The sequence below is a fragment of the Lutispora thermophila DSM 19022 genome, from assembly GCF_900142105.1.
GTDB classification, from domain to species: Bacteria; Bacillota; Clostridia; order Lutisporales; family Lutisporaceae; genus Lutispora; species Lutispora thermophila.
In genome coordinates, this window is record NZ_FQZS01000007.1 from 50,174 (window position 1) to 65,915 (window position 15,742).

The window sequence follows — 15,742 nt, forward strand, 5'->3', positions numbered from 1 at the left end:
TCTATTACTCATTGAGATATAGCTCAACCTTGTTTTGCATAACCTTAACAACCTCGTCTTCGCTCTTGTTGCCAGAAAGATATGTCTTAATCTCCTCCCAGATTGTATTAAACAATTCATCTGGTACTTCTAAAGCCTCATTCTTATTCAAACTACTATTTATATCTTTAAAGGCTTGCAAGTTAGCATCTGCATCAAAGCCATATTTTCTCATTCGCTCCAGTTGGTTTTCCAGTACCTTTTCGCCAGCTCTCTTATTCACAGGTATATCTTTTTCGCCTATGTAAGATTGGATATCATCCCTTAAAAGAAACTTTATAAACTCCCATGCCTCATCCTTGTATTTTGATTTGCTGTTTATTCCCGCATTATATGCTATAAATGCTTTGGTATCCCCATATTCAGGTTTAGGCCTTGGAAGAAGTATTATATTATCTGAATAGGGACTATGAATATATACAGATTCATACTTTCCTGAATGAAAATCAGGATAGAACAAGGTGTTGTTAAGGAGAAGCTCCATGTTTCTTCCGTTTCTTGGATATGGCTCAGCTTCAGGGTGTTCAAAGTTTCCGCTCTTTATGTTTTTAAGAAGCCTCAAGGTTTCTCTGAATTCCTTGAAGTCAAATCTTGCTTCCTTCTTTTCCCAATCTATATAGTAATCCAAGCCATCCTTAACCAGTCTTGATAATATATATTCTTCCGGGTATATAGGAGCAGCATATATTCCTTTTGACTTCACTTTTTCCATGATTTCATATAAGTCTCGCCAGGTCCATTCTATATCTACTTCTATCTTATTGTCCTCCAATAGCTTCTTATTGCCTATATAAAATTGCTTAATATATGTTATCGGCATTATATACAGAGCATCTCCGTATTTTGACCCCTCTATGACAGCTTCATTATAATCTTCCCTATTGAATTCGCTGTCTTCATTTATCATCTGGTTCAAATCAAGGAATACTCCTTTTGTGATATATCCCATGGCAGGGTATTTTCCGCATAATATATCGGGGCCTTTTCCTGTCAAAAGCTCCGTATTGATTTGCTGCAAGTTGTCATGAGCTTCAAACTTTATCTTTATATCCGGATATTTTTGTTCAAATTTTCTTATCACATTTATCATGCTTTGATGTATATGATCATCGTTTGGATAATAGGAATATAACCGTATCTCCTTCTTTTCTGTTTCTTCCTGCTCCTTTTTTTCGGTCTTGATATATGTCAGAAGCCTACTCTGGCTTCCGTCCTTCCCAAAGATATATATCTTTTCTCCTTCATCTACGATGAACCTATATATGTTGTCCAAGCCTGATAGTTGAGCGGCATCTGCTATATATCCTTTTATATTCCCTTTGTCGTCATATTTGAATATTCCTTTTTCATTGAACCCATACAAAGTCTTGGTAGATTTATTGTAGAAAATTGCCTTTGGTTCTTCATCGCTGCCATATTCTTTCTTCCATATGCTCTTGTGGTCTTTGCCTGATACTTTCTCTATATATACTTGGGAGCCGTTGTCATAGCATAATCCTATTAAATTATCCTCTTCATCTAAGGCTATGTCCAGAAACTTCTTCCCTTGAAGCATGGCAATATTTTTGAGCTTATTGTCCAATACTTCTACTTCTTGGCTTACCTTTAGGCAATATATATTTCCATGGTTGTCTACTTCTATTCTTTCCACGGTTTCATCTGTAAGATATCTGCTCTCTCCCTTGATTTCTGATATTCCGCTTTGGGTTTCAACTGCATTGCCTTGATTGTCATATATCTGTAGCTGTCTCTTTAGTAATACATTCTCATTCTTCTCATTCTTTTCACGGTGTTGAAGAAGCACATAAAGCTTATTATCATTGTCAAAGGCCAGTAATCCTTCCCAGTCTTCTCCAACTTCTGTTTCTCCGACTTTAGTACCGTCTTTGTCAAATATGTATATCTTCTTTTCATAGTAGTTGTATACAGCCAATTCTCCGTTTTTTCCCATGGCGACGGATGATACTCCTTTGCTTCCACTGGCTGAATATATTTCGTTGGTTTCATAGGTGAATTGCTCCTGCTCTATATTATTGACAGTGGCAGTATTTGCTCCGCAGGATGTTGTGAATATTATGCTTATAACCATGAAGAATAGAATTGTTCTCTTCATTTTAACACTCTCCAAATCCTTCAAGTATTTAAAGTATACATATAATTTTCGGCATAACCGAAATATGCAATATACTTCAGCTATGCCTCATATTAATTCCAATCATCATATAGATAGATTTAAAAACTTGATACAAACAACTTTTAATAATCAGTTTCTAATATTTGCTTTTCATGCTTCATATCTAAATTTGATGTGGCTTCATCAAGTAATATTATTTTACATCCTTTTACAAAGGCCCTCGCCAGTGCTATTCTCTGCCTTTCTCCGCCAGAAAGCTTACTGCCTTTTTCCCCAAGCATTGCTTTCCACTCTACAGAAAGACTATTTATTAACTCATTTGCACAACTAATTTCTGCAGCTTGCATTATTTGATTTTCAGAGTGCTTATTGAACATAGAAATATTTTCCTTTACTGTGGCATTAAAAATATAGATATCTTGGTTCACTATAGCTATTGCTTTTCTCAAGTCTTTTATATTAATGTTTCTGATATCAATACCATCTATATAGACATTTCCTTTTTCATTATCATAGAGTCTCAAAAGTATATTAAATATAGAAGTTTTTCCTGAACCATTCAATCCTACTATTCCTATTTTTTCTCCTGGGTTTATTTCAAAGCTTACATCTTTTAATACTTCACTATCACTTCTATAAGAATGATTAACATTTCTGAATTCGATTTTACCCTTAATTTCATCTTTTTTTATTCTTATGGAATCTTTTGAAGTATTTTCACACTCCATATCTAAGAAATCAAACAGTCTTTTAGCTGATAGCAATATTTTCGACATATCGTATCTTATGTTGATCAAGGATGAAATAGGCATAATCACATTGGTACTATAAGTTGCAAAAGCGAATAAACCTCCTATTGTAAAATCATTTCGTACAATCATCTTCGAGCCTACTATATATATCATTGAAGCCATTAGTTGCAACAACAACAAATCAGATGCCTCTTTTGCACTATCTACTATTTGAGATTTGATATCGGTTTTTATAATATTCCTTTGTAATTTTGTAAATTGTCTCATAATGATATTTTCTATGCCCGACAGTTTTATCTCTTTAATCCCTGACATCTTATCTCCGTACCACTTTGAATAATCTCTTGCATATTCCATATACCTTTTATGCAATTTTTTTCGCAACATTGTTAAATAAACTGTTGATAAATATTTAATAGGTATGATCATTATTATCATTATGGTTAATTTATAATTGATGATAGTCAGCCCTATCAGACCACCAACTATTTTTAGCAGGCTTAACAATCTGTAAACAAAGGATTCATCTGTGATTTGAGAAATATTCATAATATCCATTTTTGAATTGTTAATTATTTCGGTATAATTAGTTTCATTCAGATATGATAATTTAAGCTTCATCAATTTTCGCATAGAAAGGCTGGTCCAATAATAGATATATCTATTATTTACATAAGCTATATTCTTGGATCTCAGTAAAGAAAACAATTGATCTATTGCAACTAGCACAAGACTTATAATAGAATACTTAAAAACATTGCCAAAATCATTTTTTATCAAGCCTTCATCAATCAAATACTTGTTTGCCAAAGGTAGTATAAAGCTTATTGCTGAAGAAAGCAGCATTAAAAATATAATAAGAAGTATTTTCCTTCTAAAGGGATATAGGGCCTTCAGAAGCCTCTTAACAATAGCCGCATTCTCTTTCACATTATTCACATCCTAGATATAAAGCAATTGATTTAAAATATTGTTATACCAATAAGGATTCAATAAATAATTATTAACGCTATGGTGGACATATTTTGGGGTATGAAACAAACTACATTAAAGTTTGCAATAATAGCTAATATAGAACATATCTATGGATTTGTTTTAAGTTCATATGATTTGATAGGTTTTTGTTGTATGATGAAGTGTATATAACGATATTACTTATGCTGTTATAATAAGCTTTTTATTCTGCCATGTGATTTACATTAAACTTTTCCTTAACTAGATCATTAAATATCATCATCTAACTTAAATATATCAAAATATTATGGGAATTCAATATATACAGGACAAGAGGCAAAGTTTTAAGGATAAGAGGTACAAATCATAAAAGTAATAGAATATGCTAAATGTAATTTATACATATTTATCTTTTGAACATAATAAAATTCCTCCACCTGTTTGGTGAAGGAATTTTGATTTTACTCATTAAGATACAGCTCAACCTTGCTCTGTACAACCTTAATGGTCTCTTCTTCATTCTTGCTACCGGAAAGATATAAATCTATTTCTTCCCAGATGGTATTGAACAACTCATCAGGCACTTGCAAAGCTTCATTCTTATTTAAGCTATTATTTATATCCTTAAAGGCCTGAAGGTTGGCATATGCATCATAGCCCCTCTTCTTCAATTGCTCCAATTGGACTTCCAACAGTCTTTCGCCAGCTTTCTTATTTACCGTAAAATCATCTTCGCCTATATAAAATTGAATATCTTCACTTAATAAATGTTTAATAAATTTCCAAGCCTCATCCTTATATTCCGATTTGCTGTTTATTGCCGCATTATATGCAAAAAATACTTCTGTATTACCGTATTCAGGTTTAGGCCATGGAAGGAGCAAAGTTTCTGAATATGGACTAAGAACATGGGCGAAATCATATCTTCCTAAGTAAAAATTCGAATAGAACAATGTGTTATTCTGAATAATCTCTAAGTTTCTTCCGTTCTTAGGATATGGCTTAGCCTCAGGATGATCAAAGTTTCCATTGCTTATAGCCTTAAGAAGCTTCAGAGTTTCTCTGAATTCCTTTGCGTCAAACCTTGCCTCCTTCTTCTCCCTATCTATAAAGTAGTTTAAACTATTCCTAAACATCTCATATAATATATATTTATCCGGGTATTGGGGAGCAGCATATATGCCTTTTGACTTCACTTTGCCCATGATTTCATATAAGTCCCTCCATGTCCATTCTATATCTATTTTTAAATTATTGTCCTCCAGCAGCTTTTTATTGCCTATGCAAAATTGTTTGCTATATATTATTGGCATTATATACAGCCCATCTCCATATTTAGAGCCCTCTATGACCGCTTCATTATAGTCCTCCATATTAAATTCGCTGTCTCCGTTTATCATTTGGTTTAAATCAAGAAATGCACCTTTTGTGATATATGCTGTAGCAGGATATATTCCACACAATATATCAGGACCCTTTCCTGTCAAAAGCTCCGTATTGATTTGTTGTAAATCGTTATGAATTTCAAATTTTATTTTTATATCCGGATATTTTTGCTCAAACTTTCTTATCACATTTACCATATATTGATGAATATAATTCTCTTCCGGATAATAGGAATATAGCAATATCTCCTTCTTTTCTTTTTCTTCTTGTTCCTTCTTTTCTGTCTTGGCATATGACAGCAACTTGCTTTGGTTGCCATCCTTCCCGAAGGTATATATCTTTTCTCCTTCGTCCACGATGAATCTATATATGTCGCTCAAGCCTGATAATTGGATAACATCTGCTATATACTCTTTTATTTTGCCTTTGTCGTCATATTTGAATATTCCCTTGTCATTCAACCCATATAGGGTTTTGGTGGTTTCATTATAATATATTAATTTTGGTGCTTCATTGCTTTCATGTTCCTTTTTCCATATGGTCTTCTGATCCTTCTTGGATATTTTCTCTATGTATAATTGGGAACCGCTTTCATAGCATAGTCCTATTATATTGTCTTCCTCATCTTTATCTATGTCCAGAAACTTCTTCCCTTGAAGCCTAGAAATGCTATTGAGCTTCTTGTCCATTATTTCTACTCCTTGGCTTACTTTCAGGCAATAAATATTCCCTTGGCTGTCTACTTCCATTCTTTCCACGATTTCTCCTGTAAGATAGTTGCTTCCCCCCTTGATTTCTTCTATTTCACTTTGATTTTCAATTGTATAACCTTGAGTATCATATATCTGTAACTGTCTCTTAAGCAATATATTCTCGTTTTTTTCATTCTTTTGACGATATTGAAGAAGCACATATATCCTATTATCCTTGTCAAAGGCTAGTATCCCGTCCCAGTTTTCTCCCACTTCTATTTCTCCAGTTTTTATTCCATCTTTGTCAAATATGTGTATCTTCTTTTCATAAAAGTTGTATGCAGCCAATTCTCCGTTCTTTCCCATGGCAATAGATGATATGCCTTTGCTTCCATTGGTTGAATAAAATTCTTTTGCTTCATAGGTAAATTGCTCCTGTTCCTTATTAGTGCCGGTTGTTGGCTTTACTCCACATGATGTAGTGAATATTATGCTTATGATAATTAGGAATAGAATTACACGCTTCATACTAACCTACCTTTCATTATTTATTTTATGATTGATTCATGCCTGAAGCAAAATTATTCTTAAGATACAATAGCATCAAATACTTCAGGCTCATCATAAGCAATTTTTATTTCATCGTTCAAATGTCTACGAACCCTTAATTTAATTCAACTATATGCATATAGAAAGCTAAAGTCTATAGTTATATGACAAGATGCAGGGTTTTAAGGACAAAATGCATATATCCATAAAAATGATCTGTGTCATTTTTATCTATCTATTTTACACTATGACAAGCATTAAAGCTTCTTACTCATTGAGATACAATTCCACCTTGTTTTGTATGACCTTGGCTGCATCTTCTGCACTCCTGTGACCGGTTACATAATAATAGATTTCCTCTTCCAATAGTAAATATATGGCATCCGTATCAATACACAGCTTATTCAAGCTTTGTGCAATACAACAGCTCTTTTACCGGATTACCCTCTGAATCATACTGCATTATTATACCGTTTACTAATCCATATAAAGTTTTGTTACTGAGGTTGTAAAATATAATGTTGGGGACTTGAGAATATTGGTGTTCCTTCTCCCATTTGGTTTTATAGTTTTTTATTTCTATATACCCTATAGTGCTTTTTTCCCAATCGAGACATAATGCTATGAGGTTGTCCTTTTCATCTTTTGCAATATCTTTGTATTGCTTTTCATTTAGCACCTTTGTCTTGTTAAGGTTTTCATCATATATTTCAATTTCTCCGTTTAGTTTAAGTGCATGTATGTTGTCCTTGCTGTCAACCCTCACCTTATCTACAGACAAACTGTAAAATCCATACTCTGCTTTTGATAAATTTATAATATTTTCATTATAATCTTTTATGTCAAAGCTTTTATCCCTATTGATAAATTCCTTCAGATTTACCAGCATGCCTTTCTCTTTACGATCGTTTATGGGAAAATAACCGTTAATAATATCCGTCCCTTTTCCTGCCATAAGCTCCGTGTTCAGCTTTTTTATTGTTTTTTCGTATGATATTTGGATGATATCATTGATTATAATATCTACATTCGGACACTCTTTCTCATATTGTAGAGCCACATTTGATAAGTCCTTATCATCATAATAAACCACGTATATAGTAAGTTTCTTATTATTTTCCTCTGAGGCACTCCTCTGGCTTTCATCCTGCTTTATAAATCGGATGATGCTTGATTTTTCATCCTAATAGCCTTGGACATACATCTCATCATCTACAATGAATCCATCTATATGATTAAATGCTACCAACTCTTTGATATCCAAAAGTCTTCCTTCAATATCTCTGCTGGGGCTGTATCTGGAAACAATGCCGTTTTGGATACCATATAGCTTGTCTGTATTCCTGTTGTAATGTATGCATTCCGGTGCATCCACATTTCTGAGTTCTTTTTTCCATACAACTTTATCATTTTGGAGGTTTAATTTTTGTATATAACTTTTACTACCTGCATTTCTTGCAGCAATATGATATTATCCTTATCATCTATGGCAAAGTCTGTATATTTAGATCTGCCCCAAGTTCTTATGGCATTAAGATTTTTGTCGAGCACTTCAACTGTTCCATCATTTCTACGCACGTAGATGTCTCCTTTTTTATCCACCATCATCTTGACTATGTACTTTTCTTTTAGAGACTCAAAATCACCCTTTATTTCCTTTTCAATCTTGTCCAATAATGTCTGATCCCGTTGGTCATAGATTACCAGCTTAAATATCATTCCGGTCACTTCATTACCGTCTATTTTTTTGATTCTGTAAAAAAGTATATAGCTTGTCCTCTCTATCGTATGCAAGAGACATGATTCCTTTATAGGTATCAGGTATTTCTCGCAGCAATGCTCCTTTTTTATCAAATATGCGTATTTTCTCCTTTTCTTCATCAAACACCGCTATCTCTCCTTTGCTGTTGATGCATGGACTGGAGAAGTATTTCAAATTCATGGCATTGCTTAAGTCAAAGGCCTCATAATAATATGCTCTTTCTTCCATGCCATCCTTGGAATTTGATGTACCAACAGCCCTACAGCCTGTCATGGAAAACAAAATGTGGCTCACCACTTAACCACAAAGGTTCCTTAAACACATGAACATATAAAAAGCCCCTATTTATAATAGTGTAAAAGTTGTTTTGTTATACACTAATATAAATAGGTACTTGATTAAGCACTAACATATCTACTAATCGCAAATTAATTCAACATTTTCTGGTGAAAGTATAACATATTCTTCCCCGGTCTTCCATATAACTTTAACCTTAATATCTTTAATCAAAAGGCACTTCAAAATCTCGATATCATAATAGTCTGTCAGCAATGTTGAACGTCCGACTTCAAGACCTTTATTTAAAGAACCAAATGTTATATTCTCAGATACGTCGGTTCCGAAACCAAGGAAGTTCTGAACTGTAAATGCACTTTTTAATGACTCATCCAAAAAAAGCAGTAACCATTACATTATTATAAACTTTACCAGCCTTTGGAGTAATTCTTAACTTATAAATAACATTCATAAAACCATGTTCATCTTTTTCTTTTTTCAAATAAACATATAAATGATAATCAAAATTATCGCTTTTATTGCTATCAATAAGCAGATTCTCATCGACTTCTTTTTCATCGTGCATAATAATATTGTTTGATTTCATATCCTTATTTATGCTAAATAACCAAAGCATCAATGGTAATAAAAGAAGAAAAGCAAATAATATAAATTTATATGTTTTTATTGAATCATTATTTATCATAATCATTAATATAACGGCACAAAAACATCTCTATATGGCCCTAGGTTGTATTTATATCTATATGATGCTTCAGCTTTAATATAACTGTCATTATTATAATTGTATTTCATATCTTCTTTTATTGGAGAATAGCCATTTGTAGGAATACAGTCTGCCGTTCCTGAACGAGTATATCCATCGGTACATTTGAAAGAAGCGTATTCATGCCTGAACCATTGTCTTTTTTGTATATCAACTTTTAAAATCCATTCTTTCAATGGTTCATTATATACATAACCTAGCTTATCAATATAACTGTACGAATGAGAAAGTTTTGCAGAACCAGACGCTGTAGTAACTACTTCAGACCAGCTAGTATTGTCAGTCCTGTAACCCATCTGTCATTTGTGACTAATAAATAAGTCAATATACCATATCCATTGGAATTTCCCCATTTCATATAAACTTGCTTTCCCTCTAAAATAAAACTACAATACTTTTGTGTCTAGCTTATAAAGGACTTACAATGACAAATGAACCTATCCCACCGATTAAGACTGCATGAAAAATAAAGCCCATACTATAATGCCAATGAAAATAATAAAAACCGATATAAAATATTTATCTATCAATGGCTCATCATCATTTTTATTTATTGATATCAAGTCTTTTATTTTTCTCCCTTCAAATATGTTGTTACCGCTAATGCGCATAACTAAAAACATAACTAATATGGTAAATATGCATAACATAATAGATACAAACAAAAGCTTAATCCTGAAAAACCACACATTGTCTCCATGCAACCAGAATAAAAAGTCATTTAATGATCCTATCATTGGTTCGGATAATAAAAGAGTACCAACAGCATTTATACTACAATGAATCAATACAGGTATCCAGAAACATTGGGTTATCTCGTACAACAATGCCAAAAATACACCTAAAATAAATATCATAATTATTCCATGCAAATTGAAATGAAAAATTGAAAAAAACATACTACTTAATGTAACAGCAGTTAATATACCTTTCTTTTTATAAAAGTTATATAAAAATCCTCTAAAAAATAACTCCTCAACCAAAGGTCCGAAAAAACAGATACTAAATAAAAACCAAAAAGTTGACATTGATAATGAGAATTTATCTTCTCCAATTGATTCTATACTAAATCGAAAATAGAAATAGTTAAAAACATTCATAAGGGCCAATAAAACACCGATTATCATAGAAAGCAGCACTATCGAAACTATTGGTCTGTTAAGATATAGAAAATCTCTCAATTTTAAATCATTTCTTCCAGCCCAAGCCTGAGTAATAATTAATGTTAATATATGACTGTAAGGATGCTTAACGATAAACGTAAGCATAAGTACAATGAGCAAAAGAAGATTTACATCTCTGATTTTTATTTTGTCCATGAATATACCCCCTAAACATAACTAGGCCTATGAGTCCGAAATTTAGGGTCAGCATATAACAATATAAACAATTTCAGATGTTTTATCATCTGATTTAAATATATCAAAGCAAAATGAAAAAAAATAGATATGGGACAAGAGGTAAAATAGCATGAATTGTGATTTCTATTTTACTTTTTTATGAGGAGTTCTTGAGTATAATATTTCTCATCTATTATAGTGTTATTTAGCATATTAGGATATTTTTTCAATATGCTTTTTACCGTTTTAAGACCTATGCCGTTTCCATCCTTTTTCTGGTTCATATCATAAGAATTTTTTATGACTATTGTATAGCATTCATTATCTTCAAAAATGCAAAGTTCAACATATTTATCTTTTGTCAGTCTCGCCGCTTCTATTGAATTATCTAAGAACACCCCCAGTATCTCACATAAATCTGATACATTTACATTAATATGCTCCATGTCTGTAGTTATTTCAACATTTATGTTCAGCGACAATTCTTCCATCTTTCCTATTTTAGAATATAAAAGGCCTTTAACTCCTGGATGGGCTATCTTATATAAAGAGGCAATATTGTTTTTATTAATTCTATTTTGTCTCTCAATTACACTGCTTAAATGTTCCTTTAATCCTTCCATATCGTTGGCTTCAATAAATGCTGATGCCGATTCAATAATATTATGAGTATTATGCCTTATCCTTCTATACTCATCTATTAACTCTTCCGCCATATTTATATATGCCTTTAACTGCTTATTTTCCTGTTCATTGATGGCCAAGTTACTGTATATTCTGTAAACTGCTATAGTAAGCAGAAAATATAAAAATGTTATAAGTATATTGATAAATATAAGCCTACTGTCTATCATTTCCATATATTTGTTGTAAACCAATATGTTTGCGGCAGTTACCATGAAGGTTAGAAGCGCAAATATAATATAAGCTCCATTTTTTATTGATTTGGCAATATTTTTTTTCTTATCCCACAGATATTTCATGGCTATTATGGCAATATAAGTCATCCAAAAAACTGATAAGCTTGCTATAGTCATATATAGAATATGGTTCTGCATCGCTTTCAATGAAATGTCAAAAATCTTGACCATTAAAAAAACAACAACAGATTCATTGATTAATGCAACTGTATATACAAGAACTGTATAGTAGAAGGATTTGATGATATCCCTTATTATAAAAGCATTGGTTAAAAGTACTACCACAGTCATTACAAAAAATAATTTCATTAAAGAAGTTATATTATCATAATACTTGTTACTTCTTATTAATGCATTGCAAAAAGCATAACAAGATATAAAGAGAATAGCCTTTCTTTTATTAAAATCACAGCTCAATAGCCTAATTGCTGATATATAAAACATGGCACCTGTGATCAGAGACACAAAAAAATTAGCTATTAAAAGCATCCATAATCACCCTTTTGTACCTTCTTGATATTGGGCAGCGATCACCATTTTTCATTATGATATTATTCTTATCTATGCAGCTTACCTTCTTTAAATTTACCATATAAGACTTATGGCAAACCACTATGCTTTTAAAGCCCACAGAGGATAGCTTGTCCCTAAAATCCTTTAATGTAGAAAAGAAACTTATTTGTCCTGTTTCAACATGAATTATTATTTTATTCTTTATGACCTCTATGTATGTGATATCTCTTACATCTATCCTGTACTGCTTCCATCCGGATTTTATATTCAATATATAATCCTTTTGAGCATCATCTTCTTTGACTTTCTTTTGATTTTCCAACTTGCAGATTGACTCAATGCAATACTTAATATCCTCATTGTTAACAGGCTTAACTATATAATCCAATACATTCAGTTTGTATTTATAAGTCAAAAAGGCAAACTCCTCATGGGCTGTTATAAATACTATATATGAAAAAGAATCTTTCTCTCTTATTAATCTTGCCATATGAATTCCATTAATATATGAATTTAATTCAATGTCCAGAAAGTATACGGTAGGAGCTTTATTATAGTTTATGTACTCCAACACCTTATCAGGACTTTTCTCAACCATAACTATCTTGCCTATACTTAGCTCATTTATTATGGGTTCAACGGCATCTCTAATACTCTCCGAATGGGTATCGTCGCATATTACAACGTTCAACAAGATCCTCACCCGCACTCATTTGAAAAATATATAATCATTATAAATATTAGTAATTATTGGATAATGATAGTATATCAGATTAACAATATCTTCTCAACTTCTACAAGAAATTTAACTTTTCCATTAACCACAAAGGCTCCGTTTAAAATATACGCATATAAAAATCCCCCACCAGTTTGGTGAAGGAATTTTTATGATACACATAGTATTCCTTAACTTTCTATTCAGCATATTGTTCAAAAATCTTCTTCAGGTAAGTGTTATCTCCTTCCATCACAAGATCATATACAGATTTTCCGCTGGATGTCATAACATATGGATTTGCTCCTGCTTCCAACAATATTTTAGCCATGTCACAATTTCCCATTACCAGCACCGTTTCAATAGGATACTCTCCTTCTGAATCTTCACTGTTTATATCAACTATTCCGCTGGTTATAATACTTTTGACTGACGTAATGTCATTCTCCAATACTGCCTGCGTTAACTTATCAACTGTAATTTCCATATGATTCTCCCTTTTCTCATCATCAGTTTTAATAGTTACATCATCTTGTTGCTTGAGCACATCTACTGCCTTAGGTTCAGCAGATGAAATACTGCTGTCAAAACTCAGGAATATGATTACCGCTGCCAACAGAACTATAGCAACAAGTGCTTTGAATCCCTTATTTAGCATATAATATCCTCCAAACCTTATTTTATCATCAAACATCAATATACCTACTCATTGAGATACAGCATTACCTTGTTCTGTATGGCCTTAACGCTCTCATCCTGGCTCTTGCTGCCAGAAAGATATAGCTTAATTTCCTACCAGGTGGTATTGAGCAATTCATCAGGCACTTGTAAAGCTGCGTTTTTATTCAAAGTACTATTTATATCTTTAAAGACTTGCAAATTAGCATTTGCATCAAAGCCATGTTCTGTCATTCGCTCTAATTGGTTTTCCAGTACCTTTTGTCCAGCTCTCTTATTCACCGGAATATCTTTTTCTCCAATGTATAATTGAATATCGTCACTTAAAAGATACTTTATGAATTTCCAAGCCTCATCCTTGTATATTGATTTGCTGTTTATTCCTGCATTATATGCTCTAAATGCTTTGGTATCGCCATATTCAGGTCTGGGCCTTAGAAGAAGCATAATATCTGAATAGGGACTATGAATATATACAGATTCATACTATCCTGAATGAAAATCAGGATAGAACAAGGTGTTGTTTAGGAGAAGCTCAAATTTTCTTCCGTTTCTAGGATATGGCTCGGCCTCAAGATGTTCAAAGTTCCCGCTTTTTATGACCTTAAAAAGCTCCAAGGTTTCTCTGAATTCTTTTGAATTAAATCTGGCCTGCTTATTCTCCCAATCTATATAGTAGTCCAAAGCATCCTTAACCATTAAAAGCAAATTTTCTTCTTGCGGGCATGTAGAAGTCGCATATATGCCTTTTGACTTCACTTTGTTCATGATTTCATATAAATCTCTCCAAGTCCATTCAATATCTGTTTTTATGTTATTATCCTCCAGCAGATTTTTATTTCCTGCATAAAATTGCTTAACATATGTTATTGGCATTATATACAGAGCCTCTCCATATCTGGAGCCCTCTATGACCGCTTCATTATAGTCTTCTTTATTGAATTTGCTGTCTGCATCTATCATCCGGTTTAAATCAAGAAACACGCCTTTTGTGATGTACTCCATGGCCGGATATATTCCACATATTATATCGGCGCCTTTTCCTGTCAAAAGCTCCGTATTGATTTGCTGTAAGTTGTCATGAGCAACGAACTTTATTTTTATATTCAGATATTTCTGCTCAAACTTTCTTATCACATTTACCATGCTTTGATGTATATGATCGTTTCTAGGACAATAGGAATATAGCATTATCTCCTTTTTTTCCGTCTTTTCATATACCAGCAGCTTGCTTTTACTGCCGTCCTTCCCATAGGTATATATCTTTTCTTTTTCATCTACGATAAGTCTGTTCATGCTTTCCAACCCTGATAACTGAGCGATATCTGCTATGTATCCCTTTACATTGCCTTTGCCATCATATTTGAATAGACCTTTTTCTTTAAATCCATACAGGGTTTGGTAGTCTCATTATAGTATATAATTTGGCCGCTCCTTTGCTGTCATATTCCTTCTTCCATATAGTTTTGTGATTTTTATCCGACATTTTTTCTATATATAACTTGGAGCTGCTGTCATAGCATGATCCTATCATGTTGTCTTCTTCATCTATGGCTATGTCCATAAACTTTCTCCCTTAAATGGTCTTAATACTTTTTGGTTTCTTGTCCGATACTTCCACTTCTTCATTTGCCTTTAGGCAGTATATATTCCCCTGACTGTCTACTTCAATTTTCTCTACTACTTCTCCAATAATGTTATCACTCTTGATTTCCACTATATCGCTTTGTTCTTCAAGGGTACTTTTCTGAATATCATACATCCTTAGCTGTCTTTCCAGCAAAACGTAATCATTGTTATTATTCTTTACACGGTATTGGAGAAGGGCATAAAGCTTGTTGTCCTTGTCAAAGTACAATGCTCCATCCCAGTTTTCTTCTGCTTTTAATTCTCCGGTTTTGGCGCCGTTTTTATCAAATATGTATATCTTCTTTTCATGATATTTGAATACAGCCAGTTCTCCGTTTCTTCCCATGGCAATGGATGATATCCCTCTGCTTCCATCGGCCGAATATATTTCTTTGGCTTCATAGTTGAATTGGTTCTGCTCATTGCCTATGCTGGTTGTAGGATTTGCTCCGCAGCCTGTAGCAAATATTAAGCTTATGGCCATGATAAACAGGATTATGCGCTTCATTCTAACTCCCTAACAACTTATCAATTAACTTTACTCTGTCATTGCAGAACTCAAATATGGAATAATTAAAACAAGTTTACAAATATAAAGGGCAAAAAGTACACAATA

General features: G+C 32.8%; 18 protein-coding genes. All 18 read right to left on the reverse strand.

Annotated elements, in window-relative coordinates; translation table 11 throughout:
- Positions 1 to 4: 4 nt before the first annotated feature.
- Positions 5 to 2,152 (reverse strand): extracellular solute-binding protein, encoded by a 2,148-nt coding sequence (locus BUB48_RS05850; protein ID WP_073025318.1) that lies wholly within the window; start codon positions 2,150 to 2,152, stop codon positions 5 to 7.
- Between the two features lie 143 nt (positions 2,153 to 2,295).
- Positions 2,296 to 3,855, reverse strand: coding sequence for an ABC transporter ATP-binding protein (locus BUB48_RS05855; RefSeq protein ID WP_073025319.1), 1,560 nt, complete (start codon positions 3,853 to 3,855; stop codon positions 2,296 to 2,298).
- Between the two features lie 485 nt (positions 3,856 to 4,340).
- Positions 4,341 to 6,485, reverse strand: a complete 2,145-nt coding sequence (locus BUB48_RS05860) for an ABC transporter substrate-binding protein (protein ID WP_073025320.1) — start codon at positions 6,483 to 6,485, stop codon at positions 4,341 to 4,343.
- Positions 6,486 to 6,906: 421 nt separating this feature from the next.
- Positions 6,907 to 7,566 (reverse strand): type 2 periplasmic-binding domain-containing protein, encoded by a 660-nt coding sequence (locus BUB48_RS05865; protein WP_139249928.1) that lies wholly within the window; start codon positions 7,564 to 7,566, stop codon positions 6,907 to 6,909.
- Between the two features lie 123 nt (positions 7,567 to 7,689).
- Positions 7,690 to 7,881 (reverse strand): hypothetical protein, encoded by a 192-nt coding sequence (locus BUB48_RS05870; RefSeq protein WP_073025322.1) that lies wholly within the window; start codon positions 7,879 to 7,881, stop codon positions 7,690 to 7,692.
- Positions 7,882 to 7,925: 44 nt separating this feature from the next.
- Entirely contained in the window at positions 7,926 to 8,225 is a 300-nt protein-coding gene (locus BUB48_RS05875; RefSeq protein ID WP_073025323.1) for a hypothetical protein, read from the reverse strand.
- Between the two features lie 13 nt (positions 8,226 to 8,238).
- A complete protein-coding gene (locus BUB48_RS05880) occupies positions 8,239 to 8,562 on the reverse strand; it encodes a hypothetical protein (protein ID WP_139249929.1) in 324 nt (107 codons plus the stop codon).
- Positions 8,563 to 8,685: 123 nt separating this feature from the next.
- The gene (locus BUB48_RS05885; protein ID WP_073025325.1) at positions 8,686 to 8,940 is read right to left on the reverse strand and encodes a hypothetical protein; all 255 of its coding nucleotides are present in this window, start codon (positions 8,938 to 8,940) and stop codon (positions 8,686 to 8,688) included.
- The gene (locus tag BUB48_RS05890) at positions 8,933 to 9,256 is read right to left on the reverse strand and encodes a hypothetical protein (protein ID WP_073025326.1); all 324 of its coding nucleotides are present in this window, start codon (positions 9,254 to 9,256) and stop codon (positions 8,933 to 8,935) included. Before BUB48_RS05890 ends, BUB48_RS05885 begins: the two co-directional genes overlap by 8 nt.
- Positions 9,256 to 9,627, reverse strand: a complete 372-nt coding sequence (locus BUB48_RS05895; protein WP_073025327.1) for a hypothetical protein — start codon at positions 9,625 to 9,627, stop codon at positions 9,256 to 9,258. The genes BUB48_RS05890 and BUB48_RS05895 overlap by 1 nt, the downstream gene beginning before the upstream one ends.
- Positions 9,628 to 9,780: 153 nt before the next feature.
- Positions 9,781 to 10,650 carry a CPBP family intramembrane glutamic endopeptidase gene (locus tag BUB48_RS05900; protein ID WP_073025328.1) on the reverse strand — a complete coding sequence of 290 codons (870 nt, stop codon included), beginning with the start codon at positions 10,648 to 10,650 and terminating at the stop codon, positions 9,781 to 9,783.
- A 170-nt stretch (positions 10,651 to 10,820) separates the two neighbouring features.
- Positions 10,821 to 12,080 (reverse strand): sensor histidine kinase, encoded by a 1,260-nt coding sequence (locus tag BUB48_RS05905; RefSeq protein WP_073025329.1) that lies wholly within the window; start codon positions 12,078 to 12,080, stop codon positions 10,821 to 10,823.
- Positions 12,064 to 12,798, reverse strand: a complete 735-nt coding sequence (locus tag BUB48_RS05910) for a LytR/AlgR family response regulator transcription factor (RefSeq protein WP_175548374.1) — start codon at positions 12,796 to 12,798, stop codon at positions 12,064 to 12,066. The genes BUB48_RS05905 and BUB48_RS05910 overlap by 17 nt, the downstream gene beginning before the upstream one ends.
- 220 nt (positions 12,799 to 13,018) lie before the next feature.
- Entirely contained in the window at positions 13,019 to 13,477 is a 459-nt protein-coding gene (locus tag BUB48_RS05915) for an ankyrin repeat domain-containing protein (protein WP_073025331.1), read from the reverse strand.
- A gap of 134 nt (positions 13,478 to 13,611) precedes the next feature.
- On the reverse strand, positions 13,612 to 13,944 hold the full coding sequence (locus tag BUB48_RS05920; RefSeq protein ID WP_073025332.1) for an extracellular solute-binding protein: 333 nt from the start codon (positions 13,942 to 13,944) through the stop codon (positions 13,612 to 13,614).
- 39 nt (positions 13,945 to 13,983) lie between these two features.
- The gene (locus tag BUB48_RS05925) at positions 13,984 to 14,793 is read right to left on the reverse strand and encodes an ABC transporter substrate-binding protein (protein WP_073025333.1); all 810 of its coding nucleotides are present in this window, start codon (positions 14,791 to 14,793) and stop codon (positions 13,984 to 13,986) included.
- Between the two features lie 85 nt (positions 14,794 to 14,878).
- Positions 14,879 to 15,061 (reverse strand): hypothetical protein, encoded by a 183-nt coding sequence (locus tag BUB48_RS05930; protein WP_073025334.1) that lies wholly within the window; start codon positions 15,059 to 15,061, stop codon positions 14,879 to 14,881.
- Between the two features lie 12 nt (positions 15,062 to 15,073).
- Positions 15,074 to 15,634, reverse strand: a complete 561-nt coding sequence (locus BUB48_RS05935) for a hypothetical protein (protein WP_073025335.1) — start codon at positions 15,632 to 15,634, stop codon at positions 15,074 to 15,076.
- Between the last annotated feature and the right edge of the window lie 108 nt (positions 15,635 to 15,742).